Origin of the sequence: Nocardia sp. NPDC051030 (genome assembly GCF_040683015.1) — a bacterium.
GTDB lineage: Bacteria > Actinomycetota > Actinomycetes > Mycobacteriales > Mycobacteriaceae > Nocardia.
The window spans coordinates 565,075-590,208 of the sequence record NZ_JBFBCD010000006.1 but is presented as its reverse complement, the minus strand read 5'-3'; the positions used below and the strand labels follow the sequence as shown (position 1 = coordinate 590,208).

Below are 25,134 nucleotides of genomic sequence, written 5' to 3'. Positions count from 1 at the left end.
CCTTCACGCGAATTCAAGGTCAGGCCAGCTCGAGCTCGTGCGCGATGGCGACCGGGTCGACCGCGATCGGCTTGACCTCGGGCATGCCCTTGAGGGCGTTGTCCGGGTCCTTGAGGCCATTGCCGGTCACCGTGCAGACGACGGTCTGGCCGGGCTCCAGCCAGCCGTCCGCGTGCGCGGCCAGCAGACCGGCGACCGAGGCCGCCGAGGCGGGCTCCACGAACACGCCTTCGCGGCTCGCGACCAGGCGGTACGCCTCGAGGATCTCGTCATCGGTGGCGGCCCGGAAGGCGCCGCCGGACTCGTCCTTGGCGTTCATCGCACCGTTCCAGGATGCGGGCGAACCGATCCGGATGGCGGTGGCGATGGTTTCGGGATCCTTGACCGGAGCACCATTGACCAGCGGCGCGGCACCGGCGGCCTGCACGCCCAGCATGCGCGGGCGCGAGGTGGTGACGCCGTCGGCGAAGTACTCGCTGTAGCCCTTCCAGTACGCGGTGATGTTTCCCGCGTTGCCGACCGGGAGGATGTGGACGTCGGGGGCCTTGCCCAGGACGTCCGCGATTTCGAAGGCGGCGGTCTTTTGGCCCTCGATGCGGTACGGGTTGACCGAGTTCACCAGGCCGACCTCGGGGAAGTCGGCGGTGACCTTGCGGGCCAGCTCCAGGCAGTCGTCGAAATTGCCCTCGACCTGAATGATCTTCGCGCCCAGCATGACCGCCTGGGCCAGCTTGCCCATGGCGATCTTGCCCTGCGGGATCAGCACCGCGCAGTGCAGGCCCGCGCGGGTCGCGTAGGCGGCGGCCGAGGCCGAGGTGTTGCCGGTGGAGGCGCACAGGACGGCGGTCTTGCCGCTGGCCTTGGCCTCGGTCATGGCCATGGTCATGCCGCGGTCCTTGAAGGAACCGGTCGGGTTCGCGCCTTCGACCTTGAGGTACACCTCGCAGCCGGTGAGCTGCGACAGGTAGTGAGCCTGAACGAGCGGCGTGCCGCCCTCGAAGAGCGTCACCGGTTCCCAGTCAGCGCCGAGCGGCAGCCGATCCCGGTACGCGGCGATCAACCCCGGCCACGGGGTATGCACGGCAGAGCCCGCAGTCGTACTCATTCCTCGGTGCCTTCCAATCTCAGAACACTGGTCACGGACGTGACGGAGTCCAGTTCAGCCAACGCGGCAACGGTATCGGCCAGCGCCGATTCCTGCGCGTGGTGGGTCACCACAACCAGGCGAGCGCCCGAATCGTGGCCTTCCTGGCGGACCGTCGAGATGCTGACACCATGCTTGGCGAATTCGCCGGCCACCGCTTGCAGCACGCCGGCGCGGTCTGCGACCTGCATGTTCACGTGGTAGCGGGTGGGGGTGTCGCCGATCGGAGCGATCGGCAGTTCAGCGTAAACCGACTCACCCGGCGCGCGACCGCCGTAGAACTTGTTGCGCGCGGCCATCACCAGGTCGCCCATGACGGCCGACGCGGTGGGAGCGCCGCCCGCGCCCTGGCCGTAGAACATCAGGCGACCGGCGTTCTCGGCCTCCACGACCACGGCATTGAACGCGCCGGAGACCGCGGCGAGGGGGTGCTTGCGCGGGATGAGGGCCGGGTAGACGCGGACCGAGATGTGGTCCTTGCCGCCCTCTTCGACGACGCGCTCGGCCATGGCCAGCAGCTTCACGGTGCAGCCGACGGCGGCGGCGGTCTCCAGATCCTCGGAAGTGATCTTGGTGATGCCCTCGCGGTAGACATCGGCCGAGGTGACGCGGGTATGGAAGGCGACCGAGGCGAGAATCGCGGCCTTGGCGGCGGCGTCATAGCCCTCCACGTCGGCGGTCGGGTCGGCCTCCGCGTAGCCCAGGCGGGTGGCCTCGGCGAGCACGTCGCTGTAGTCGGCGCCGGTCTCGGCCATGGCGGAGAGGATGAAGTTGGTGGTGCCGTTCACGATTCCCACCACGCGATTCACCCGGTCGCCGGACAGCGACTGGATGAGCGGGCGGACCACCGGGATGGCTCCGGCGACCGCGGCCTCGAAGTAGAGGTCGGCGCGGTTGCTCTCGGCGGCCGTGGCCAGTTCGCCGGTGTAGTCGGCGAGCAGCGCCTTATTGGCGGTGACCACGGACTTTCCGGCGGTGAGCGCGGCCTTGATCAGGGCGCGGGCCGGGTCGATGCCGCCCATCACCTCGACGACGATGTCCACATCGTCGCGGGCGACCAGGGCCTCGGCATCGGTGGTGAGCAGGGACGGGTCGATGCCGCGGTCCTTGCTCAGATCGCGCACCGAAACACCGCGCAGCACCACGGGAGCACCCACCCGGTTGCACAGGTCCTCGGCGTGGTCGCGAATGACGCGCACCACCTCCGTGCCGACCGTGCCCATGCCGAGGACCGCGACACCGATCGGGTGATCAGATCCCCACACGCCGTTCTTGACAGCAGCGTTGGCTACCTCGGTCATGCCTTCACCTCCAAGCTGAGTAGGTCCTCCACCGTTTCGCGGCGAAGAATCAAGCGCGCCTTGCCGTCTCGCACAGCGACCACCGCGGGCCGCGTGAGCAGGTTGTAACGGCTCGACATCGAGTAGCAGTACGCGCCGGTCGCCGCCACCGCGACCAGATCACCCGGGCCGACATCGGCCGGGAGCCAGGTATCGCGAATGACGATATCCCCACTCTCGCAATGCTTTCCGACCACACGAGCCACGACGGCGGTGGCCTCGCTGGAACGCGAGACCAGGCGGCAGTCGTACTCGGCCTGATACAGCGCGGGCCGGATATTGTCACTCATGCCGCCGTCGACGCTGACATAGCGGCGACGCAGACCGGCATCCAGCACAACATCTTTGATGGTGCCGACCTCGTACAGCGTCACCGTGCCCGGACCGGCGATGGCGCGGCCAGGCTCGACCGCGATGGTCGGCATGGGCAGGCCCGCGCGCTCGGCCTCCTCGGCCACAATGCGGCGCAGGTTGGCGGCGAAATCGTCCAGGGACGGCGGATCGTCGTTCGGCAGGTACGAAATACCCAGGCCGCCACCGAGATCCAGCACATTGATCTGTGCGGCGCGTTCCACGCCGAACTTGTCGACGGCCTCGCGCAGCAGGCCCAGCATGCGGCGGGTAGAGATCTCGAAACCGTCGATCTCGAAGATCTGCGAGCCGATGTGGCTGTGCAGGCCGACCAGGCGCAGATTGTCGGACTCGAAGACGCGGGCGATGGCCTGCATGGCATCGCCGCCGGCAATGGAGAAGCCGAACTTCTGATCCTCGTGCGCGGTCGAAATGTATTCGTGGGTATGGGCTTCCACGCCGACGGTGACACGGACCAGGACTTCCTGGACCTTGCCCGCGGCCTTGGCCACGGCCTCCAGGCGCTCGATCTCGATCAGCGAGTCCAGCACCACGTGGCCGACGCCCGCCTGAACGGCCATCTCCAGCTCGGTCAGGGCTTTATTGTTGCCGTGCAGGGCGATTCGCTCGGCCGGGAACCCGGCATGCAGCGCCACCGCCAGTTCGCCGCCGGAGCAGACGTCCAGGTGCAGGCCCTCGTCGCGGATCCAGCGGGCGATCTCGCCGCACAGGAAAGCCTTGGAGGCGTAGTGGACTCGCGCGCCCTCGCCGAAGGCGCGGACCATATCGCGGCAGCGGGAACGGAAGTCGTCCTCGTCGATGATGAAGAGCGGGGTGCCGAAGTCGGCGGCCAGCTCGTGCACCGGCACGCCGGCCAGGCGGACGACGCCGTCGGCATCGCGAGAGGCATTGCGCGGCCAGACATTCGCGGGCAGATCGATCATCTGACGCGGATCGCTCGGGCGCTCGGCCAGACTGGGGGCGTGCGGGATGTCGGCGTGGCGGGGACCGGCGGGGTGGGCACTCATTACATACGCTCCGGAGCAGAGACGCCTAGCAGGCCGAGGCCATTGGCGAGAACCTGACGGGTGGCCTTGACCAGCTCGAGGCGAGCGGCATTTCGGGGGGTGACGGGATCGTCGCCCTGCGGGATGACCCGCATGTCCTTATCGGACTGGAACGGGTGGTAGACACCGGCCAGTTCCTCGAGGTAGCGGACGACGCGATGCGGCTCACGCAGTTCGGCGGCGGTCGCCACCACCCGCGGGTACTCGCCGAGGGTGCGGATGATCGCGCCTTCCCGATCGGCGGTCATCAGGCTGAAGTCCGGTGTCACCGAATCGAAGTCGAATGCGGCGGCATTGCCGATGATGTTGTTGGTCCGGGCGTGCGCGTACTGCACGTAGTAGACCGGGTTCTCGCTGTCGGCCTTGCTCCACAAATCGAGGTCGATATCGATGCTGGAGTTCACCGAGGAGCGCACCAGTGAGTACCGGGCGGCGTCCACGCCGATCGCCTCGACCAGGTCGTCGAGGGTGACCACGGTGCCCGCCCGCTTCGACATGCGGAATGCCGCACCGTCTTTGAGCAGGTTCACCATCTGGCCGATGAGCACCTCGACGGTGTCCGGGTTGTCGCCGAACGCGGCGGCGGCGGCCTTCAGACGGCCGATGTAGCCGTGGTGGTCCGCGCCCAGCATGTAGATGCACAGGTCGTAGCCGCGCGAGCGCTTGTTCTGGAAGTAGGCGATATCGCCGCCGATGTAGGCGGAGTTGCCGTCGCTCTTGATGACGACACGGTCCTTGTCGTCGCCGTACTCGGTGGAGGCGATCCACCAGGCGCCGTCCTTCTCGTACAGCTTGCCGGAGGACTTGAGCGTCTCGATGGCCTTCTCGACCGCACCGCTGGCGAACAGCGAGCTTTCATTGAAGTACACGTCGAAGTCGACGCCGAACTCGTGCAGGTTCTGCTTGATCTGCTCGAACATGAGCTCGACGCCCTCGCGCCGGAACAGTTCGTGCCGTTCGGTTTCCGGCAACTCGGCGGCACCCGGATTGGCCGCGACGATGGTGTCGGCGATCTCGTTGATGTACGCGCCCGCGTAGCCGTCGTCCGGCGTCGGCTGCCCGGTGGCGGCCGCGACCAGGGAGTGGGCGAAGCGGTCGATCTGCGCGCCGTGATCGTTGAAGTAGTACTCGCGGGTGACGTCCGCGCCCTGGGCGGACAGGATGCGGCCGAGCGCGTCACCGACGGCGGCCCAGCGGGTGCCGCCCAGGTGGATGGGTCCAGTGGGGTTGGCGGACACGAATTCCAGGTTGATCTTCGTGCCGGTCAGCGCGTCGGCGGAGCCGTACTCCGGGCCCGCCGCGAGAATCTTCTCGACGATCGCACCCTGGGCGGCCTTGGCCAGCCGGATGTTCAGGAAGCCCGGTCCCGCGACCTCGGCGACATCGATGCCCTCGGCGTCGGAGAGCGCTCCGGCCAGCAGGTTCGCAAAGTCGCGCGGATTGATTCCCGCTTTCTTCCCTACCTGAAGGGCCACATTCGTGGCATAGTCACCGTGCTCGGGGTTGCGGGGACGCTCCACCTTGACCTCGTCGGGCAGGACCGCAGGGTCGGATCCACGTTCGACAAGTACCTTCGCAGCGGTTGCGCGAAGGAGATCTGCAAGGTCAGCTGGAGTCACGAGTCACTATCCTATGGTCTGAGCAGGTAACCGCTGCGAGCGGGCACCGACCGGGCAGGCGCCCAGCAAACGATGCCGCCGCATCGTTTGATTGTCCGACACGTCGAAGAGAGCACACAAAAGCATGCCGAGCAGTACCAGTGCCAAGTCGGCCAAGGCCATCAAGGCCGCGGGCAAGTCCGCGAGCTCTGTCCGTAAGGGTAAAGGCGGCAAACTTCCCAACCAACGCAATATTCCGTGGCTGACGATCGGCGCCGTCGCCGTGATCATCGCCCTGATCGGCGGAATCGCCTGGGTGCTGGTGCCGAAGATCCAGGACAAGCGCGAAAACGAGAAGTACACGCCGAGCGCGCAGAAGAAGGATCCGTCGGATCAGATTCCGGGCGTCGTGAAGAAGGAATACCCGGCGGGCCTGCACGTGGCCTCCACGCAGCGGGTGGCCTATGACCAGGCTCCGCCCTTCGGTGGCCCGCACGACGGTTCCTGGGCGGCGTGCACCGGCGTCGTGTACCCGAAGGCCATTCGCACCGAGAATGCCGTGCATTCGCTGGAGCATGGCGCGGTCTGGATCGCCTACAACCCGGACAAGGTGGATCAGTCCGGCATCGATCTGCTGAAGTCGAAGGTGCAGGGCAAGCCGTACAGCCTGATGTCGCCGTACCCGGGCCTGGATTCGCCGATCTCCCTGCAGTCGTGGGGCCATCAGCTGAAGCTGGAGAAGGCCGATGACAAGCGCGTGACCGAGTTCATCACCGCGCTGCGCCTGAACCAGTACGCCTACCCCGAGGTGGGTGCGGACTGCGCCAACCCGACCTTCAGCACCGACAACCCGCCGGCCTTCGACGCCAGCGCGCCGGGTGCGGACGCGGTGCCGATGGACGGTAAGGGCCTGACCCAGGATCCGACCGAGCTGGGTGGCGGCGGCGCGCCGACCATGCCGGGCGGTCTGCCGAGCCTGCCGGGCGGCCTGACCCTGCCCAGCGGTATCCCGTCGATTCCGGCGCCGACCGATGGTCCGGCTCCGGAGTCCGAGCAGCCGGTCCCGACGCAGTAATGCCACCGTTCGTTTCCGATGTGCCCGATCGCAGTTCCGACCCCGAGGAGCCGACCGTCGAACCGGATGAGCGGCCTCGCCGCAGTCAGAAGCCCGCATTGCTGGTGCTCGGCGTCATCGGTGTGCTGCTGCTCGGTTTCGCGGCAGGCATCCTGATCGGCAACCCCCTCGACGAGGCGCAGGCAGCGCCCGGCACGGTGGATGTCGGCTTCTCCCAGGACATGTCGGTCCATCACACCCAGGCGGTGCAGATGTCCGGCATCGCGCTGGCCGGTTCCACCGACCAGGACGTGAAGCGCCTGGCCTACGACATTCTCACCACCCAGGCCAATCAGGCGGGCCGCATGCAGGGCTGGCTCCAGCAATGGGACAAGCCCCTCATCGGCGCCGACGGCTATATGGGCTGGATGACGGACACGTCGTCGCATCACCACGGTGGCGCGTCCAGCACCGCCATGTCGGGCCCGATGCAAACCATGCCCGGCATGGCCAGCGAACAGGAACTCTCCGCCCTCCGCCAGGCCACCGGCCCGGCCCTGGACACCCTGTTCCTGCAACTCATGCTCCGCCACCACCAGGGCGGTATGCCGATGATCGAATACGCCGCCCAGCGTGCCGACACCGACGCCGTCCGCTCCCTCGCGGAATCCATGGCCAAAACCCAGGCGAGCGAGGCCGACCTCATGACCAAAATGCTCGCCGCCCGCAATACCACCCCCCTCCCCCTCAACTGACCGCGAGCGGACCGGGTACTCAAAACGCCCGGTCCGCTCAGGTTTTTGGTGCAGCGCACCCAATGCGATACGCTTTCCCCGCCCGACCGGGAGACCGGCTCGGACAATCCCCGCCCTCGTAGCTCAGGGGATAGAGCGTCTGCCTCCGGAGCAGAAGGCCGCAGGTTCGAATCCTGCCGAGGGCACCACAAGATAAGGCCTTGACCAGCATTCAAGCGGTCAGGGCCTTTCTCGTTCGAGGACTCATTCCGCCTCATTGTCACGAGTTGTCACAACCTCCCCCGATGTGAGCCCCGCAGCGCGCAGCGCATCGTCCTGGGAATGGGCGTAGGTCCGCTGGGTGAACGACGCTTCGGTCTTCGGGGCAGCTGCTGCCAGCTATGGTTTTCCAACCCCGAAATGTATTCGTCCACAGCGGTTTCCGTCACGAATCGCCGACGACCGCTCTCGCACTTGCTGTTCGGCCAGGAGCTGAGATATTCCCCACCCCTCCTATGCCAACGTTGGATCAGTTGCCGAATGGTCTTGCCCGTCAGGCGATCCCACGTCCGCGAGTGCGCTTTGATACGCGATGCGCCACGCGGTGCACTGTGCGATCCTGGCCAAGATCAGGTGTTCACGCGGCGGGACGGCCGGATCCCCGGGCGCGCAACCAAGTTGAGTAGATGGAGCTGAGCGTGGACCGACTTATATCCGTGATAACTCCGGTCTACAACCCGGACCCGGATCACCTGAAAGCGGCATGCGACTCTGTCATCTCGCAGGAGTTGCCCGAAGGCTGGTCCCTCGAGTGGGTAATTCAAGAAGATGGCAGCACGGGCGTCGCCGAGGAGATTCTGCGAGGAATCGACGAGCGAATCTCATTCCATACTGGCCGACGAGGTGGAGTCGCGCTGACCAGGAATCTTGCGTTGGCCAATTCCAGGGGTGAGTTGGTCAAGAATCTCGATGCCGACGACCTTCTCGTGTCAGGCGTCCTGGCACGCGATATCGAGACCCTCACAGCGAGCAACGGCGAGATCGCTTGGACTACATCGCGGCTGCTTGATCTGCTGCCTGATGGGAGCACTGTCGGCTTCGACAATGATCCGCCCCATGGCAGGCTACTTCCAGGCGTGGTCCTCGATCATTGGCGGTCGCATAATTTTCGACTTCCCGTTCACCCGACGACAATCTGCATCCGCCGCTCATTGGTGACCGCCCTAGGAGGATGGATGGGCGTGCCCGGTTCTGACGACACGGGGATGCTCCTTGCCGCCAGCATCCTCACAACGGGGTTCTTCGACAGCGAAGTCGGTCTGCTCTACCGAAAGCATCCCGGTCAGGAAACCGCAAGCAAGGCGCACAACCACCCCGAAGAGTGGCGGGCCCGAATGCGGCTGATCGATGAGCGAGCTCATGCCCTGATGGCGATAAGCTCGAACCGCCTGCCCGCCTGATCCCTGGTTCACAACTCGCCCCCCGATCAGCGTCTGCGGATCCGATCAGCCCATCGCGATGGTGAATAGCCCCCATGCCTGCGTCACCTGCCGAAGAGGAGGCGGCCGACGTAGGCGGTGTCGAAGTACTCGCGGGCTTCGGCTATGCGGCCGTTCGTGATTCGGAAGACGATGGCGACCCGGTTGGTGAACGGCGCGCCGTCGATGGTGGTGGCGTGGGTGGTCCATTCGGCCCCGGCGTGGTCGCCGTCGGCCAGGACGGTGTGCAGGTCCTGGGTTATCGGCTGGGTGAGGTCGAAGCGAGCGAGCATCTGGGTGAGGAAGCCGTTGAAGATTTCGTCCCGACCCTTCCAGGTGCGGGAGACGGGGAGGTCACCGAGGACGGTCCAGGTGGCGTCCTCGGTGAAGAATTCGGCTCGGCGGGCGGCTGCCTCGCCATTGCGGAGGGCCGCGATGTAGTCGGTGATGAGGGTGCGGGTCTGTTCGGTGGTCATGGCGGGGCTCCTGTCAGGCGAGGGTGAGGGCGGCATTGCCGCGGATTCGGCGGTTCACCAGATCCTCGAGGACCGTGGTGGTTTCGAGCCAGTCGGCGGTGCGGCCCAGTTCGGGATGGATCACCCCGGTGGCGGCCAAGCGGACCAATTCGGTGAGGTCTTCGGCGTCCGTGGTGTCGGAGACCCAGTGCGGGAAGTGGTGCAGGGTGAAGGGTGTCGCGCCGAAGAGGTCGAAGAAGTCCAGGCGGATGGGTTGACGGCTGGCCTGGCCGAACCAGATGACGGTGCCGCCGGGGACCAGGTGGGCCAGGGCCGCGGTGAAGGTGTCGCCACCGACCGATTCCATGATCACATCGAATTGTGCCGTGGTGGAATCGATTTCGGTGATCACGTGAGCGCCGTAACCGGCCAGGCGCTGTCCGCGTTCGAGGGTGGCGGTCACCGCGGTCACGGTGGCTCCGGCGGCGATGGCGAGTTCGACCACCAGGTGGCCGACTCCGCCGGATGCGCCGGTGACGAGGAGCCGCTTGCCGGTGAGGTCGCCCGCTCGGCGGAGGAGTCGCAGGGCCGTGAGGCCCGCCAACGGGAGAGTGGCTGCGGCTGTTGCCGAAAGATGCTCCGGGAGTTGAGCTATCGCGGTCGTGGGGACGGCTGCCCGCTGCGCCCAGCCGCCGCCCGAGGCGTGGGCGACCACGCGGGTTCCGACGGCGGGGCCGGTGCCGTCGGCCGCCGCGGCGATGATGCGGCCCGCGATGTCCTGGCCCGGAATGTGCCCGGGGATCGGGTCGGTGCCGTATACGCCGGTGAGAGCGAAGTAATCACCGCGATTGATCGAGAATGCCTCGACCTCGATGACCGCCTCGTGGGCGGCGGGCACGGGGCCGGGGACCTCGGCGAGGGTGAGTAGTCGTTCGTCGGCGGTGGCCGTGAGTGCCTTCATGGTTTCCTCCTGTGTCACTGGGACAGACGTTAGGGAGGTTGGTTTCGCCCGGGAAGAAGGCAGTAATTGGTGGTATAGGTACCTGGTGGAAACCATCGAGGTAGAGGGCACGCCCGAATGGGATGTCTTCAATATCAACTGCCCGACCCGGCAGGTGTTCGATCGGGTCGGGGAACGCTGGACCGGGTTGGTGCTGCTGGCTCTCGAACCGGGGACGCAGCGATTCTCGGAGCTGCGCAAGCGGATCCAGGGCATCACCCAGAAGATGCTCACGCAGACACTGCGCGCGTTGGAGCGTGACGGCATTGTGTCCCGCGAGGTGTTCGCGACCGTTCCGGTGACGGTCGAGTACACGCTGACCCCGCTGGGTCGCAGCCTGGCCACGGCGATCGCGGGTCTGCGCGCGTGGTCTTACGAGCACATCGAGGAAATCGTCTCCGCCCGTTCGGCGTACGACGACCGCGAGCCGTCCACGAGGTAGGACGACAGACCGGTATGTTCTGGACATGCCGGACCCTGAGAACAGCGCGCCAGCGCACGCCCGTGTCCGGCTGGCCGGACGGATCGGCACCGCATTGGCGGTGGCCCTCACCGGCGCGAGCGTGGTCACGGGGACGGGCGCGGCCACACCGGTCACGGAGGAACCCTCGGGGCTGTCGTTCTACACACCGGCCGAGGATCGAGTCCCCGGCGCACCCGGTTCGGTCATTCAGTTCCGTCCGATCGCCGGTGATCCGGGACTGCCCGGTGCCCGGAACTACCTGGTGCTGTACCGATCCGTGGATATGCATGGCAATCCGGTCGCGGTCTCCGGCACCGTCGCGGTTCCCGAGGGCGATCCGCCGGAGGGCGGGTGGCCGCTCATCTCCTGGGCGCACGGCACCACCGGGGTCGCGGATGTGTGTGCTCCGTCGCTGGACACCTCCCCGGAATTTCCCGCGCACGACTACACCTCGCTGGTGCGCGGCGTGCAGGCCAAGTGGGTGGCGGCCGGGTACGCGGTCGCCCAGACCGACTATCAGGGGCTTGGCACACCCGGGCCGCACGGGTATCTGATCGGCACGGCCGAACAGCGGGCCGTCACCGATATGGCAAGGGCCGCAAAGGAAATCGATGCGGAGATCGGTAGCCGATGGGTGGCGATCGGGCATTCGCAGGGTGGTCAGGCTGCCGTATTCACCGACGCTCAGGCCCGGCAATGGGCCCCCGAACTGAACCTGCTCGGCGCGGTCGCTCTGGCCCCGGCCTCGCATCAGGGCCTGGGTTTGCAGGCGGCACAGACTGCGACCTCGGTGGGGGCGGTCAATGCGGTCTCGTCGCTCACCGGCGGTTCGACCTCGTTCCTGCCCTTGATCGTTCGCGGCGCGCAGACCGTCGCCCCGGTCGATCCGGGCCGATTCCTCACCGCGCGAAGCGATTCCATGGTGCCACTGGCCGATACCGGCTGCATCGGGCAGCTCCGGCAACCGGATTCCTGGGGTGGCCTGCCTGTGAGTCAGGTCTTCTCCCCGATCGGCGACATCTCCGCCCTCACCCGGGTGCTCGATGAAAACGATCCCAGCACACTGGCTTTCACTCAACCGCTGCTGGTGCTCCAGGGTCGTATGGACACCACGGTCCCCGCCCTGGCCACCGACGCCATGGTTGCTCAGCAGCGGGTGTCGGGTCGCCCGGTCCAGTACCGCGGCTATCCGGGTGCGGATCATCGAGCCGTCCTGGACGCCTCGTTCGAGGATGCCCTGGCCTGGGTGAACGCCCGCTTCGGCAGGTGAGCGTCGGGCCGGATCAGGCCCGCGGCAAGGGTTTCCGGGTGATCGCGAGCGGCGCGACAACGCCACGCGGCCTCCGAATGTGACGCAGCGCGAGTATCGCGAGCCCGCAGCCCACCGTGATGGCGAGCGCCGTCCACCCGGGCGCGGCCGAGACCGCCCCCTGCGGATCCCGATACCATCGCGGCGAATAGGCGACCCGGCCGAAACTGTTGCCGCGCAAGGCCATGGTCAGCGGCGGCACTATCAGCGCCGCCAGGGCCACCACGACGGTCGGCGCGGCCTTCGGCGTCACCGCGCCGAAGCAGTAGCCGAGCAGGATGCTGGCCACCGTGATGCCGATGACCGGAATCAGCGCGTCCCGTTGCGCGATTCCCGCGGTCAGGGCCGCGAATACCGCCAGCCCGGCGAGCCCGACGACCGCGGCCCACGGTGCGGCCCACCGGAATCCGGCATAGAGGCCGAGTACGACCGCGAGCACCGGAATGGGCGCGGTCCAGTTCGGGCGCGGCACCGCGATGATCGCACTGCCCACATTGGTCATGGCGACGGCCAGCAGCACCAGGGTCCCGTCCCGCCCGGGCAGTAGCAGCGCGGCGAGCGACGCCGCCACGATGGTGATGGCCGCCGCCCCCGCCATCTGCAGGTGGGTCCCGGCGTGCCGCACGAACCACTCGGTCGAGACCGATGTCGCCGTCACCAGTAGCAGCGCGGACAGAATCGGGCCGATGGGCAGATCGGAGGAGGCGGCATCGGGCGCGGCCTCCGGACGCTGCACCACAATGCCCAGGCCCAGTGCCAAGGCCGCCAGGAAGAGCATCCAGAGTGGCGGGCTGGTGCCTGCCGCCCATTCGATGAGCGAGTACTTCTCGCTGTGCATGCTCGGTAGTGCGGTGAGGTCGCCGAGCGCGATGCCGGTCAGCGCCCCGACGAGGAAGGCCGGATAGGCCGAGCGCCTGCCGAAGATCGCCACGGCGAGTGCGCCGAGCAGGATGCCGCTGAAGATCGAGTCGATGTAGTTGACCGTGGTCAGCGTCCCGGTCGCGGCGATATCCAGATTCCATACCCGGTCGAAGAACAGAACGGCGGCGCTGCCGAAGGCGACGACCCAGGCGGTGCGCCGGCCGAGCGCGATGGATAGTCCGGCCGACACCACCGCGAAGACGGCTCCGGCCGCGGCGGCGCGCGGCATGTTCAGCACCACGAGGTCGATTTGAAGGGGTCCGTCGGCGGTCGAGCCGAGATCGAGTGGAGCCATCAGCAAAAGACCGGCGACTATCGCGCCCAGCAGGGCCGATGTCACCTCGATCACCCCGGTGTACCGGCGGATATCCGGTAGCGAGGAGATGCCGATCTGATGTTCCAACGCGAACCTCGCGCCCATCTCGTCACCTTCCGTCGGTGATGCGACGCCTATCGCGTTACTGCTATACGAACCAGCTATCTCTCATCGAGGTTACAGTGACAATTCGGGCGGGCTCCTGGAAGTGACTCCATCCACACCGGCCGTAATCGGTTCGACGCAAACCGGCGGCTACGGATCAGCGACGTCAGGCGCAGCGGAAGCGGAAGGTCGCGGTCGGGGTCACGCCCACCATCGTGGTCACCTGCTGCGCGGCGTCACCGTCGAGCGTGCAGCCGGACGGCGTGGTGATCTGCACCTTGTAGCAGCCCGCCGGAACGGCCGGGGTCACCGTGCCGTCATTGCCGGTGGTCACCGTCGGCAGGGCCGCACCGCCCGCGCAGGGCGCGAGGTCGGCGGCGACGCCCGCGATGGGGAACTGCTCCACCCCGAAGACGGCCTGTACCTTGACCGCGGAGTCCCCGGCGGGCGGCTCGGCGGTGGCGAGCGGAGCCACGGCGAATGCGGTGGCGGCCAGGACGGACGTGACGAACAACGTGCGGCGCAACGGTTCTCCTTAGATCAAGCCTTCGCGCCAATATAAGTGCTCGCACGGCGCGCCGGTCACATTCACGCCGGGCGGCAGGTCATAGCATCGTGACCACACTTCTCCGCGCCGACTCGGGCGTCCGGGCCCGCACCATCGTCTACTGGGTGACCACCGCCATCATCGCCTTCGAATCCGCCATGGGCGGAATCTGGGACATCATGCGCATCGACTACGTGAAGGATGTCGTCGAAACGCAGCTGCACTATCCAACCTATGTCGCGGTCATCCTGGGAATAGCCAAGATTCCCGGCGCGGCCGTCCTGCTGGTCCCACGCTTCCCGCGTCTGAAGGAGTGGGTCTACGCGGGCGTCCTCTTCATCTACACCGGCGCATCCATCTCCCTCGCAGTGGACGGCGATTACGCGGCCGCCGCCGGTCCGCTCGGCTTCGCCGCCATCACCTGCGTGTCGTGGGTGCTGCGCCCGGAATCACGCCGCAAGGTCACCTTCACGTGGGCTTCGTCGTTCGAGGGAAATCGCCTCGCGCGGTACGGATTCTGGACCGCCACGGGCATTGTGTTCTTCGTCCTGCTCACCGGCGGCGTGGCCGATCTGATCCAGCGCGGCGGAACCACCGGCGGCATGGTCGAACTCGGCTATCCCACCTACTTCCTGCCGCTCCTGGGAACCTGGAAGGTCTTGGGCGCATTGACGATCGTCGTGCCCGGCTACCCGCGTCTGAAGGAGTGGGCCTATGCGGGCGCGTTCTATGACTTCGGTGGCGCCTTCGCCTCGCACATCGCATTCGGCTCGATCCTCAGCCACAAGCTGTGGACATCGGGTTTCGCTCTGTGCGTACTGATTTCGTGGGCATTGCGCTCCAAGAACCGCACGCTCGGCCCGGACGACGACGCGACGGCCGCGTTCTCGTTGCCGCTCCGCATTCCCGCCCTGTCGATGCCGAATCGACCGTAGCGCCCGGCTGGGATCAGACAGCCGACAGTGTTCCCGGCGCGGTGGCCATTCCGGCCGCCGCGCCATTGGCGATCGTTGCGGCGGCCGCGCACTGCTCGGAGGTGAATGCCACTGCGGCACCGAGGACTTCGAGATCCACTCGGTCACCCACGCTGGGCGAGCCGATGCTCACGCGACGCACCTGGATCGGTTCGGCGCGCCCGTCGAGGTCGAGGGTGAGCATGACGTCCGCGCCCCGGAATTCGAGCGCCCGCACGGTGGCGCAGCCCGGATCGCCATTGCCGACCACGTGGGCGAGGAGTTGTTCGGGGCGCATCATGACCGCGCCCGCACCTACCGGGGCACCGGATTGGACGGGGATGCGGCCGAGGACGGTTTCGGCGGTTTCCGCGCCGACGGAGGCGTCGAGAAGGACTGTGTCACCGAGGAATCCGGCGGTGAACAGGTCGGCGGGGGCGGCGTAGACCTGTTCGGGCGTGCCGACCTGGGTGAAACGGCCGGTGCACATGACCGCGACCTGGTCGGCGAAGGAGAGGGCCTCCTCCTGGTCGTGGGTGACCAGGATGCTGGTCATACCGGCCGCGCGCAGGGTGTCGGCGACGGCTTGGCGGGTGGCGGCGCGCAGTCCGGTGTCGAGGGCGCTGAAGGGCTCGTCCAGGAGCATGAGCACGGGTTTGCGGGCCATGGCGCGGGCGAGGGCGACGCGTTGTTGCTGTCCGCCGGACAGCTGGTGCGGGCGGCGATCGGCATAGGACGGGTCGAGGGACACCATCTCGAGGAGTTCGGCCACCTGCTTGCGATGGCGACGGCTGCCGCCCAGGCCCCCGTTCAATCCGTAGGCGATGTTCTGGCCGACGGTGAGATGCGGGAAGAGTGCGCCGTCCTGCGCCACATAGCCGATGTTCCGGCGGTGCGGCGGGAGCGTGACTCCTTGGCCGGTAAGGGTTTTCGACCCGACCGACACCGATCCGCGGTCGGGATGCTCGAATCCGGCGATCACCCGCAGCAGGGTGGTCTTACCGCAGCCGGAGGAGCCGACCACGGCGGTGGCACTCCCGTCGGGCACGTCGAGGTCGATGCCGTCGAGCACCGTGGTGTGCCCGAAGGTCTTCGAAACATTCTCTACGACAAGACGACTCATAATCCTGCCGCCTTCCTGGATTGGGTGAAGAGCAGATAGGTGACCGGCACCGCCGCGATGATCATGATCAGCGCGTACGGGGCCGCGGCCGCATAGTCCAATTCGCCGGACAGCGACCAGAACCGCATGGCGAGGGTGCGAGTCCCATTGGGGGCCAGCAGCAGTGTGGCGGTGAGTTCGGTGGCGACGGCCACGAACACCATGGCCGCCGCCGAGGCCGCGGCGGGTGCGGTGAGCCGCAGCGTGATTCGGAAGAAGGTGACGACGCCGGACTTGCCGAGCGCCTGCGACACCTCTTCGAGCCCGACCGGCACCTGCGCGAGTCCGGATCGGACACTGACCAGCGCGCGCGGCAGGAACATGAGCGTGTAGGCGGCCAGCACGGTCGCGGCGGTCTGATAGAGCGCGGGCAGCCAGCGAATGCTCACGGTCACCAGCGCCAGCGCGATCACAATGCCCGGCAGCGAGCTGGTGATGTAGTTGCAGCCCTCGATGATTCGCGCGAACCGCGAGGTCGACCGCACCGCGATCCACGCGACCGGGAACGCGCACAAGGTAGTGATCACCGCCGCGGTGGCGGCCAATCCGACGGTCTGGCCCAGCGCCTCACCGAGATCGGTCATATTCCACACCGCGGACCCGCCGAGCCGCAGCCAGCGCACGATGGTCCACAGCGGCACGCCGAGCGATACCGCCAGCGCCCCGGCCAGCAGCAGGAATACCGGAATCTTATTGACCCCCAGTCGAACCCGGGTCGCGGCGCGCGGCGCACCGCCGCCGATGCGGGCGTAGCGGGCACTACCGCGCAGGGTCGCCTCGCCCGCCAGCAGCACCAGGCAGCACACCACCAGGACACCGGCCAGGGTGCTGCCCGCCGCTCCGGCGAAGCTGGACTGGTACTGCTCGAAGATGGCGGTGGTGAAGGTGGAGAACCGGATCATGGCGAACGCGCCGTATTCGGCGAGCAGATGCAGGGAGATCAGCAGTCCGCCACCCAGAATGGCCAATCGCAACTGCGGCAGCACAATTCGCACGAAGACTTCCACCGGCCCGGACCCGAGCGCCCGCGCGGATTCCTCCACCGCCGGATCCAGCCTGCGCAGTGTGGCGGCGGCGGGCAGGTACACCAGCGGGAAATACGACATGGTGGCGATGAGCACGCCCGCCCACAACCCGTGCAGCGACGGGAAGGCGCTGACCCAGCCGTAACTGTTGACGAAGGCCGGAACCGCCAGCGGCGCCGCGAAAATCGGCCCCCACCAGGCGGCTCCGGGAACATCGGTGCGTTCCACAATCCAGGCCAGGCCGATGCCCAGCGTGAGGCAGATCGGAACGGTGAGCACCACCAGACTCACGGTATTGCGCAGCAGTTCGCCGACGCGGGGCCGGAAGACCAGCTCCGCGGTCTCATGGAATCCGGTGCTGAACAGGGTGGACACGATGTAGCCCAGCGGCACGAAGGTGGCCGCCACCAAGAGGAGTGCGGCGATCGTGACGAGGAGCCCGGGCCGACCGGCCCGGGTCGCTACAGCGGTCCGGACAGCCATGGTTAGAGCAGACCGGCCTCGGTCATGAGCTGGGTGACCTTCTTGGCGTCCAGCTTGCTCGGGTCGATCTTGGGCGCGCCCAGCGAATCCAGCGGCGGCAGCGCCGGATTGGCGGAGACGTTCGCGGCGACCGGGTACTCCATGGAATCACCGTCGCGCAGCACCTCCTGGCCCTGCTGGGAGGTGATGAAGTTGATGAACTTCTGCGCGTTCTCCTGCTTCTTGCTCGACTTCAGCACGCCGCCACCGGAAATCGACACGAAGGCGCCCGGATCCTGGTTCTTGAAGTAGTACAGCGCGGTATTGCCGCTGTTCTCCTTGGTCTTGGCCTGGTCGCGGTACCAGTAGTAGTGGTAGATCACGCCGCCGTCGAACTGGCCGGAGTTCACGCCCTTCATGGTGGTCACATTGTTCTGCGAGGCGATGGCGTTGTCCTTCATGCCTTTCAGCCACGCCTTGGTGACGTCCTCGCCCTTCTGCTCGAGCAGGGCGGCCACGATGGCCTGGAAGTCGGCGCCGGAGACGCCCGCGCTCCAGCGGCCCTTCCACTGCGGCTGCTGCAGATCGAGCAGCGAGTGCGGCAGCTGGTCGGCCGGGACCTTGCCGGTGTTGTAGACGAAAACGGTGGAGCGCGCGGCGATTCCGGTCCACTTGCCGGTGGAGGGGCGGAACTGCTCGGGCACGTTCTTCAGGGTGTCCGGGCCGAGATCGGCGAACAGGCCCGCGTTTTCGACCAGGGCCATGGCCGGGGAGTTCTCGGTGAGGAAGACGTCGGCGGGCGAGTTCTTGCCCTCGGCGACGAGCTGGTTACCGAGGTCGGTATCGCCGCCCTGGCGCAGGGTCACCTTGATGCCGGTCGACTTGGTGAAGGCGTCGGCCCATTCCTTGGTGAGGGATTCGTGCTGGGCGTTGTAGACGAGGATCTCGTTGTCGTCCTTGGACGAATTCGAGCAGGCGGTCACCCCCAGGAGCGTGATAGCCGCGATCGCACCGGAGAGAAATTTCCAACGGGCCGCCGTCATGACCGTCCTTTCGACACACCAATCCTCATCTATGAGGTTTGGCTAACCAACCTACCGTCCGAACAAACGGGCGGATCCGTCACCCCACCGAATCGCAACCTATTTGCCGTAATCTGCGGACATTCAGTGCTGGCTCGACTCGACAGGAACTCGATGACCTTCCCGCCCGGCGGACAACCGTACAGCGAAGCTCAACCCGTTCAGCAAGTCTCCAGCAATCATCGAGGCCCGCGGCGCACCGGCTTGATCGTCGGACTGAGTGTGCTGGCAGTCGCCGTACTGGGCGGCGGTACCGCCACGGCGGTGTACTTGAACGGCAAGGAATCCGCGACGACCGACAATCAGCGCATCGAGTCCGCAATCCGCGATTTCTACGGAACCCTGTCCAAGCAGGGACCATCCGTGGCCGTGCAGCAGGCTTGCGCCGCCGACCGCGCCGAGTTCAACGCCCTACCCGCTTCTCAGAAGAGCGCAGCCGATCAGGGCAAGTTCACCATTCAGATCGTCTCGGTCGACAAGATCGCCATCACCGGCGACCGCGCCACCGCCGCCATGACGGGCTCCTTGGCGCTCGCCGGAACCGACAACAAGACCACCACCGCGACCGAACACCTGCGCAAGGAAGACGGCTCATGGAAAGTCTGTTCGGCGGACGGCAAGTAATTCGCTGATTCGACCGAGTTCGGCTCATGCCCAACCGAATTCGGTGAGCGACCGGCGATTCGGACGCAAGTGTGCCCCTATGGATTCCATAGGGGCACACTTGGTTTCAGAGCGAGCGGCGGGATTCGAACCCACGTGAACGGCTTTGCAGACCGTCTCCTGGCCACTCGGACACACCCGCATTGCAATCAATAATGGCGTGCTCGGCGGCTTCCGGCGAGGGTTGGAATCACCGTGATTTCTTTCGGCGCTCGGGGTGACGGCCGTGCACATGCGATGATCGAGTGCATGTCCCGGCCACGTCCCTTGCCACTCGATCCGATCGAGGAGGCGCATCGTCAGTGGACGGAGCATGGGTGGGGTGAGGTCGCCGACGGGATGGCGGCGGTGACCTCGCTGGTGCGGGCGCAGCAGATCGTGATGGCTCGGGTGGATGAGGCGTTGAAGCCCTCGGGGCTGACGTTTTCCCGGTACGAGCTACTCATGCTGCTGGGGTTCAGCAAAACGGGTGCGTTGCCGATGGCGGTGGCCAGTGCCCGGTTGCAGGTGCATCCGACGAGTGTCACGAACACCGTGGACCGGCTGGAGGCGGCGAAGCTGGTGAAGCGGGTGCCACATCCGAGTGACCGGCGGGCGACGCTGATCGAAATAACGGATGCCGGAAGGGAATTGGTGGCCAAGGCCACCACTGAGCTGAACCGGAAGGTGTTCGCGGAAACCAGTCTGCCGCCGGAACGTTTGCAATTGTTGCTGGAACTGCTGGCGGAGTTCCGGCAAGCTGCCGGCGACTTCGATACCGGTGGCTCGCCGACCAGATGGGCCGGACAGTAACCGTCCAGCATACGAACAGCCAATTTCCTGCGTCATAGTCTTGGCTTCCGTTCGCAAAAGGTTCACCATTGAGGCCATGGTGCTGGTCCTCGGGGTCTCGGCGGGCGCGGCGGGAGCGCGCGCCATGCTCACCCACTCCGACCAGCCACATCTCCCCCCGATCGACCGGTGCAAGGTGGGTCGTCGCACGGCCGGGGGTATTGAGGAATCGGTGTTCGAATCCATCCGCCTCATGCGGAAATCGGCCGCCAAGCGGGACGAATTCATTACCGGCATCGCCGTGACCACCCGCTGCTCCTCCCAAGCGGAGGCCATCAGAACCACGGCCGGGCGCAATCGCCTCACCGTCATCGACGAGCCCGTCGCCCAGATGAGATATCTCAGATTCACCGGCCGACTACCGTCCGAAGGGTCGATATTGCTCTACGACCTGGGCGCGTCCGGTTTGACCCTGACCCAGCTCGACTGCCGTACCGACGCCATTCTCGCCACCAAGCGCAGCACCGTGCTCGGCGGCGACGGCCACGACGCCCTGCTGCGCTGGTTATTGGTCCGCGGCGGCGTCACCCTGGACATGCAGGGCACACGCCACCAGAAGGAAGCCCTGGCCACCGAAAAGGTGCTCGCGGTGTGCGACCCCATCTCCGGTCGCCGCGCGGTCATCACCCGCAGCGACTTCGCGAATCTCATCGAGGCCGGCATCCACCATTCGGCCTCCTTCGTCCGCCACATGATCGGCGAGACCGGCGTGCATCCGACCGCCATAGCCCTGCTCGGCGGCTGTGTCCGCAATAAAAGCATCCGCGACGAGCTGAAACAGCAGCTGGATCTGCCCTTGATCTATGACCCTGAACCCGAATTCGTCTCCACCCGAGGCGCGGTCCTGCTGGCCGCCGAGCGCCCGTCCGCCCGCCGCGTACGCAGCGTGCACCTGACGCCGGTGAATTCGCCGCAAGGAAGCCTGTCGGAGCCGGTGTCCCGCCGCAAACTGGTAGCTGCGGTAGCTGTGACCGCCACCCTCGGCGGAACCATCGTCGGAGCGCTCGCCATGGACCGCAATACCGGGGATCAAACGGACGGCAAGCCGCCCACGGTGGAAGTCGTCGGGCCGCCCAAACATGGGTGAGTGAAGATTTCTCGGGGGCAAGCCCCCGAACCCCTGATAGAGAAAGATCCGGGGGCTAAGCCCCCGGACCCCCTTACTACTTGTTGCTGAAGTCGGCCGGGCGCTTCTCGACGAAGGCGTTCATGCCTTCCTTCTGGTCGTCGGTGGCGAACAGGGAGTGGAAGACGCGGCGTTCGAAGCGGAGGCCCTCGGTGAGGGTGGTTTCGAAGGAGCGGTTCACGGCTTCCTTGGCGATCATGACCGACGGCAGCGACATGGAGCCGATGGTTTCGGCGACCTCGAGGGCGGTCGAGACCAGGTCGGCCGCGGGGACGATGCGCGAGACCAGGCCCGCGCGCTCGGCCTCTTCGGCATCCATATTGCGGCCGGTGAGAATGAGATCCATGGCCTTGGCCTTGCCGACGGCGCGGGTGAGGCGCTGCGAGCCGCCCATGCCGGGGATGACGCCGAGCTTGATCTCGGGCTGGCCGAACTTGGCGGTGTCGGCGGCGATCAGGATGTCGCACATCATGGCGAGTTCGCAGCCGCCGCCGAGGGCGTACCCGGCGACCGCGGCGATGATCGGCTTGCGGAAGGCGACGAGACGGTCCCAGCCCGCGAAGTGATCGGTGAGGAACATGTCCATGTAGGACTTGCTCTGCATCTCCTTGATGTCCGCGCCCGCCGCGAAGGCCCGCTCGGAACCGGTCAGCACGACCGCGGAGATCTCATTGTCGTTCTCGAGCTCATCGAGGGCGGTCGAAATGTCGGTCAGGACCTGCGAGTTCAGCGCGTTGAGGGCCTTCGGCCGGTTCAGCGTAATGAGGGCGACCCGCCCCTTGCGCTCCAGCAGAATGGTCTCGAAGTCAGTCACGCCTGATCCTCTCCAGATCGCTTACGAATATCGGTGACGATAGCGGAGAAGTCCTTGCCCGCTTCGTCCTGGTTGTAGCGGCTGTAGATCTCCGCCGCCAGGATTCCGATCTGCCCGTCGACCCCATTGCCACGCAGCGCGTTCGCGGCCAGGCCCAGGTCCTTGGTCATGAGCGCGGTCGCGAAGCCCGGCTTGTAGTCATTGTTCGCCGGGCTGGTCGGCACCGGCCCCGGAACCGGGCAGTAGGACGTGAGTGCCCAGGACTGGCCGGAGGCGGTCGACACGACATCGAAGAACTTGTCGTGGGTCAGGCCCAGCTTCTCGCCCAGCACGATGGCCTCGGACAAGCCGATCATGGAGATGCCCAGAATCATGTTGTTGCAGATCTTCGCGGCCTGGCCGACACCGGCAGCCCCACAATGAACGACCTTGCCGCCCATGACTTCCAGCAGCGGCAGCGCATCGGCGAAGTCGGCGTCCGCGCCGCCCACCATGAAGGTGAGGGTGCCCGCGGTAGCGCCCGCCACGCCGCCGGAGACCGGGGCGTCGACGGCCCGATGTCCCGCTGCCGCAGCGAGTTCCGCGGCGGCCTGGGCATCGGCGACATCGATGGTGGAGCAGTCGATGAACAGGGTGCCGGGCTTGGCGGCGGCGAGGATATCGCCGTAGACGTCGAGCACGATGCGGCCATTGGGCAGCATGGTGAGGACGATGTCCGCCTCGGCCGCGGCCCAGACCGCGGTGTCCACCACGGTCGCGCCGTCCGCGCGGGCCTGATCCTGTGCCGCGGGCACGGGATCGAAGGCGAGCACCTCGTATCCGGCCTTGACCAGGTTGGCCGCCATCGGCCCGCCCATATGCCCGAGGCCGAGGAAAGCGACCTTCTTGCTTGCGTTCTCAGTGCTCACTGTGCGTCCTTCGGTGCGGCCAAACCCAATTCGCGATCGCCGAGTTCGCCGAAGTAGGCGTCGACGTCGGCGGCGGTGACGTCCGCGAGGGTCACGGGCGACCACTGCGGATTGCGGTCCTTGTCGATGACCTGGGCGCGAATGCCCTCCACCAGGTCGTGGGTGGTGAGGGAGGCGACCGAGACCCGGTACTCCTGGTTCAGCACGTCCTCCAGGTTCGCGGCGGTGCGGGCGCCCCGCAGCGAACGCAGCGTGACCTTCAGCGCCACAGGCGATTTCGACAGCACATCCTCGGCGGCCTTGGCCGCTTCCGGCGAGCCGTAGCCCTGCAGCCGCGCCACGATCTGTTCGACCGAATCGGCGTTGTAGCAGGAGTCGATCCACCCCTGCTGCGCGACGAAGTCGGAAACCGGTGCGGGCTGCGAGAACTTGGCGATGGCGACCTCCGGCTCCGCGGTGGCCAGGGCCTCGATCAGCGCGGGGAGGTGTTCGGAAGGCACGAAGTAGTCGGCGAATCCGGCCGCGATGGCGTCCCCGGCGTTCATGCGCGCGGTGGTCAGCGCGACATGGGTGCCGATCTCGCCGGGTGCGTTGGCGAGCAGGTAGGTGCCGCCGACGTCCGGAATGAAGCCGATGCCGGTCTCCGGCATGCCGACCTTGGACCGCTCGGTCACGATGCGATGGCTGGCGTGTCCGGACAGGCCCACGCCGCCGCCCATGACAATGCCGTCCATCACGGCCACATACGGTTTCGGGTACCGGTGGATGAGCGCATTGAGGATGTACTCGTCCCGCCAGAACTTGCCGCTGGGCGAATCGGCCTCGGTCTGCGCCGAATCCCCGTTGGCCACAGCGTTCTTGGCGTCCTCATGGATGGCGACGATGTCACCGCCCGCGCACAGCCCGCGCTCCCCCGCGCCGGTGAGGACCACGGTGCGGACCTCGTCGTCGGTGGCCCACTCGCGTAGCGCGGCGAGGATGGTCAGCGCCATGGGGTGATTCAGCGCATTGATGGCCTTGGGCCGATTGAGCGTGATCAGGCCGAGTCCATCGCGCTTCTCGATCAAGACTTCAGGTTCACTCATGCTGCTCCCACCACCGAGCGGGCCACGACAACCCGCATGATCTCGTTCGTGCCTTCGAGGATCTGATGCACCCGCAGGTCGCGGACGATCTTCTCGATCCCGTATTCAGCCAGATAGCCGTAGCCGCCGTGCAGCTGGAGTGCCTTATTGGCGACGTCGAAGCCTGCGTCCGTGGCGAAACGCTTGGCCATGGCGCACAGCTCCACCTTGTCGTCGGCGTCCGCGTCGAGTGCGGCGGCGGCACGCCACAGCAAGGTGCGGGCGGCCTCGAGCGAGGTGCGCATATCGGCGAGATCGAACTGCAAGGCGGTGTTGTCGAGCAGTCGCGATCCGAAGGCCTTGCGCTGGCCCATGTACGCGACGGTCCGGTCCATGGCCTCCTGCGCGCCGCCGAGCGAGCAGGCGGCGATATTGAGCCGCCCGCCATTGAGCCCGTTCATGGCGATCCGGAAGCCATTGCCCTCGTCGCCGAGCCGGTTGGTCGCGGGGATTCGGCAATTGTCGAGAATGACCTGCCGGGTGGGCTGCGCGTTCCAGCCCATCTTCTTCTCGTTCGCGCCGAAGGAGATTCCCGGGGTGTCGGCGGGCACGATGAACGCGGAGATGCCGCGCGCACCATTGTCGCCGGTGCGGGCCATCACCACGTACACGTCGGTGCTGCCCGCGCCCGAGATGAATTGTTTTACGCCGGTGAGCAAGTAGTCGTCGCCGTCGCGAACGGCCTTGGTGCTCAAGGCCGCCGCGTCGGAGCCGACGCCGGGTTCGGTCAGCGCGTAACTGCCCAGCAGATCCATGGAGGTGAGTCCCGGCAGCCACCGATTGCGTTGTGCCTCATCGCCGTAGCTGTCGATCATCCACGCGACCATATTGTGAATGGAGATGTAGGCGGCAATGGCCGGGCAGCCGGTGGACAGCTGCTCGAAGATCCGCACCGCGTCCAAGCGCCGCAGGCCCGAGCCGCCCACATCCTCGCGAATGTAGATGCCGCCCATGCCGAGCGATCCGGCCTTGCGTACTACATCGACCGGAAAGTGTTTGTGCTCATCCCATTCCAGCGCATTGGGGGCGAGCAGCTCGTCGGCAAAGGAGCGGGCGGTCTCGGTGATCGCCTTCTCGTCTTCGTCGAGAACGAACATGACTC

24 protein-coding genes and 2 tRNA genes are annotated in these 25,134 nt (G+C 66.6%); 10 read left to right on the top strand and 16 right to left on the bottom strand.

Going from position 1 to position 25,134, the window contains the following annotated elements:
• Positions 1-19: 19 nt before the first annotated feature.
• From thrC to argS, 4 genes are read right to left on the bottom strand one after another with little or no spacing between them, the layout of a single operon-like run.
• A complete protein-coding gene (thrC, locus tag AB0N05_RS23480; protein ID WP_364697836.1) occupies positions 20-1,105 on the bottom strand; it encodes a threonine synthase in 1,086 nt (361 codons plus the stop codon).
• Positions 1,102-2,445 carry a homoserine dehydrogenase gene (locus AB0N05_RS23475; protein ID WP_364697834.1) on the bottom strand — a complete coding sequence of 448 codons (1,344 nt, stop codon included), beginning with the start codon at positions 2,443-2,445 and terminating at the stop codon, positions 1,102-1,104. The genes thrC and AB0N05_RS23475 overlap by 4 nt, the downstream gene beginning before the upstream one ends.
• Complete coding sequence (gene lysA, locus AB0N05_RS23470) at positions 2,442-3,863, bottom strand: diaminopimelate decarboxylase (protein WP_364697832.1); 1,422 nt, start codon at positions 3,861-3,863, stop codon at positions 2,442-2,444. Before lysA ends, AB0N05_RS23475 begins: the two co-directional genes overlap by 4 nt.
• Positions 3,863-5,521: an arginine--tRNA ligase gene (argS, locus tag AB0N05_RS23465; protein ID WP_364697831.1), complete on the bottom strand. Its 1,659-nt coding sequence runs from the start codon at positions 5,519-5,521 to the stop codon at positions 3,863-3,865. Before argS ends, lysA begins: the two co-directional genes overlap by 1 nt.
• Positions 5,522-5,645: 124 nt before the next feature.
• On the opposite strand from argS, the gene AB0N05_RS23460 reads away from it, so the two are divergent.
• The 4 genes from AB0N05_RS23460 to AB0N05_RS23445 all read left to right on the top strand — a co-directional run bounded on the left by AB0N05_RS23460 (position 5,646) and on the right by AB0N05_RS23445 (position 8,748).
• Positions 5,646-6,575, top strand: a complete 930-nt coding sequence (locus tag AB0N05_RS23460) for a DUF3105 domain-containing protein (protein ID WP_364697829.1) — start codon at positions 5,646-5,648, stop codon at positions 6,573-6,575.
• 20 nt (positions 6,576-6,595) lie between these two features.
• Positions 6,596-7,309 (top strand): DUF305 domain-containing protein, encoded by a 714-nt coding sequence (locus AB0N05_RS23455; protein ID WP_364697827.1) that lies wholly within the window; start codon positions 6,596-6,598, stop codon positions 7,307-7,309.
• Between the two features lie 112 nt (positions 7,310-7,421).
• A tRNA-Arg gene (locus AB0N05_RS23450) sits at positions 7,422-7,497 on the top strand.
• A 477-nt stretch (positions 7,498-7,974) separates the two neighbouring features.
• On the top strand, positions 7,975-8,748 hold the full coding sequence (locus AB0N05_RS23445; RefSeq protein ID WP_364697825.1) for a glycosyltransferase: 774 nt from the start codon (positions 7,975-7,977) through the stop codon (positions 8,746-8,748).
• 83 nt (positions 8,749-8,831) lie between these two features.
• Here the strand turns inward: AB0N05_RS23445 and AB0N05_RS23440 are convergent, their stop codons facing one another.
• Both AB0N05_RS23440 and AB0N05_RS23435 read right to left on the bottom strand, forming a co-directional pair.
• The gene (locus tag AB0N05_RS23440) at positions 8,832-9,242 is read right to left on the bottom strand and encodes a nuclear transport factor 2 family protein (RefSeq protein WP_364697823.1); all 411 of its coding nucleotides are present in this window, start codon (positions 9,240-9,242) and stop codon (positions 8,832-8,834) included.
• A 13-nt stretch (positions 9,243-9,255) separates the two neighbouring features.
• A complete protein-coding gene (locus AB0N05_RS23435; protein WP_364697821.1) occupies positions 9,256-10,182 on the bottom strand; it encodes a zinc-binding dehydrogenase in 927 nt (308 codons plus the stop codon).
• An 85-nt stretch (positions 10,183-10,267) separates the two neighbouring features.
• Between AB0N05_RS23435 and AB0N05_RS23430 the strand changes: the two genes are divergently transcribed.
• Positions 10,268-10,663, top strand: a complete 396-nt coding sequence (locus AB0N05_RS23430; protein WP_364697819.1) for a helix-turn-helix domain-containing protein — start codon at positions 10,268-10,270, stop codon at positions 10,661-10,663.
• Positions 10,664-10,688: 25 nt separating this feature from the next.
• A complete protein-coding gene (locus AB0N05_RS23425; RefSeq protein ID WP_364697817.1) occupies positions 10,689-11,954 on the top strand; it encodes a lipase family protein in 1,266 nt (421 codons plus the stop codon).
• A 13-nt stretch (positions 11,955-11,967) separates the two neighbouring features.
• Here the strand turns inward: AB0N05_RS23425 and AB0N05_RS23420 are convergent, their stop codons facing one another.
• Both AB0N05_RS23420 and AB0N05_RS23415 read right to left on the bottom strand, forming a co-directional pair.
• Positions 11,968-13,335, bottom strand: a complete 1,368-nt coding sequence (locus AB0N05_RS23420) for a hypothetical protein (protein ID WP_364697815.1) — start codon at positions 13,333-13,335, stop codon at positions 11,968-11,970.
• A 166-nt stretch (positions 13,336-13,501) separates the two neighbouring features.
• Positions 13,502-13,861 (bottom strand): hypothetical protein, encoded by a 360-nt coding sequence (locus AB0N05_RS23415; protein WP_364697814.1) that lies wholly within the window; start codon positions 13,859-13,861, stop codon positions 13,502-13,504.
• 89 nt (positions 13,862-13,950) lie between these two features.
• Here AB0N05_RS23415 and AB0N05_RS23410 point away from each other — a divergent pair, with 89 nt between their 5' ends.
• On the top strand, positions 13,951-14,817 hold the full coding sequence (locus tag AB0N05_RS23410; RefSeq protein WP_364697812.1) for a DoxX family protein: 867 nt from the start codon (positions 13,951-13,953) through the stop codon (positions 14,815-14,817).
• Between the two features lie 13 nt (positions 14,818-14,830).
• On the opposite strand, the gene AB0N05_RS23405 is transcribed toward AB0N05_RS23410, so the two are convergent.
• From AB0N05_RS23405 to AB0N05_RS23395, 3 genes are read right to left on the bottom strand one after another with little or no spacing between them, the layout of a single operon-like run.
• On the bottom strand, positions 14,831-15,958 hold the full coding sequence (locus tag AB0N05_RS23405; protein WP_364697810.1) for an ABC transporter ATP-binding protein: 1,128 nt from the start codon (positions 15,956-15,958) through the stop codon (positions 14,831-14,833).
• Complete coding sequence (locus AB0N05_RS23400; RefSeq protein ID WP_364697808.1) at positions 15,955-17,505, bottom strand: iron ABC transporter permease; 1,551 nt, start codon at positions 17,503-17,505, stop codon at positions 15,955-15,957. Before AB0N05_RS23400 ends, AB0N05_RS23405 begins: the two co-directional genes overlap by 4 nt.
• Before the next feature lie 2 nt (positions 17,506-17,507).
• Positions 17,508-18,527 carry an iron ABC transporter substrate-binding protein gene (locus tag AB0N05_RS23395; protein ID WP_364697806.1) on the bottom strand — a complete coding sequence of 340 codons (1,020 nt, stop codon included), beginning with the start codon at positions 18,525-18,527 and terminating at the stop codon, positions 17,508-17,510.
• Between the two features lie 153 nt (positions 18,528-18,680).
• Between AB0N05_RS23395 and AB0N05_RS23390 the strand changes: the two genes are divergently transcribed.
• A complete protein-coding gene (locus AB0N05_RS23390; protein ID WP_364697804.1) occupies positions 18,681-19,190 on the top strand; it encodes a hypothetical protein in 510 nt (169 codons plus the stop codon).
• 110 nt (positions 19,191-19,300) lie between these two features.
• Here the strand turns inward: AB0N05_RS23390 and AB0N05_RS23385 are convergent.
• Positions 19,301-19,371, bottom strand: a tRNA-Cys gene (locus AB0N05_RS23385).
• Between the two features lie 107 nt (positions 19,372-19,478).
• Between AB0N05_RS23385 and AB0N05_RS23380 the strand changes: the two genes are divergently transcribed.
• Entirely contained in the window at positions 19,479-20,021 is a 543-nt protein-coding gene (locus AB0N05_RS23380; protein WP_364697802.1) for a MarR family transcriptional regulator, read from the top strand.
• 76 nt (positions 20,022-20,097) lie between these two features.
• Positions 20,098-21,147, top strand: coding sequence for a hypothetical protein (locus AB0N05_RS23375; protein WP_364697800.1), 1,050 nt, complete (start codon positions 20,098-20,100; stop codon positions 21,145-21,147).
• A 76-nt stretch (positions 21,148-21,223) separates the two neighbouring features.
• Here the strand turns inward: AB0N05_RS23375 and AB0N05_RS23370 are convergent, their stop codons facing one another.
• The 4 genes from AB0N05_RS23370 to AB0N05_RS23355 are packed head-to-tail and all read right to left on the bottom strand — an operon-like array spanning position 21,224 to position 25,129.
• Positions 21,224-22,000, bottom strand: coding sequence for an enoyl-CoA hydratase (locus tag AB0N05_RS23370; RefSeq protein WP_364697798.1), 777 nt, complete (start codon positions 21,998-22,000; stop codon positions 21,224-21,226).
• Entirely contained in the window at positions 21,997-22,938 is a 942-nt protein-coding gene (mmsB, locus tag AB0N05_RS23365; RefSeq protein WP_364697925.1) for a 3-hydroxyisobutyrate dehydrogenase, read from the bottom strand. The genes AB0N05_RS23370 and mmsB overlap by 4 nt, the downstream gene beginning before the upstream one ends.
• Complete coding sequence (locus AB0N05_RS23360; RefSeq protein ID WP_364697796.1) at positions 22,905-23,993, bottom strand: enoyl-CoA hydratase/isomerase family protein; 1,089 nt, start codon at positions 23,991-23,993, stop codon at positions 22,905-22,907. The genes mmsB and AB0N05_RS23360 overlap by 34 nt, the downstream gene beginning before the upstream one ends.
• Positions 23,990-25,129, bottom strand: coding sequence for an acyl-CoA dehydrogenase family protein (locus AB0N05_RS23355; RefSeq protein WP_364697795.1), 1,140 nt, complete (start codon positions 25,127-25,129; stop codon positions 23,990-23,992). Before AB0N05_RS23355 ends, AB0N05_RS23360 begins: the two co-directional genes overlap by 4 nt.
• Between the last annotated feature and the right edge of the window lie 5 nt (positions 25,130-25,134).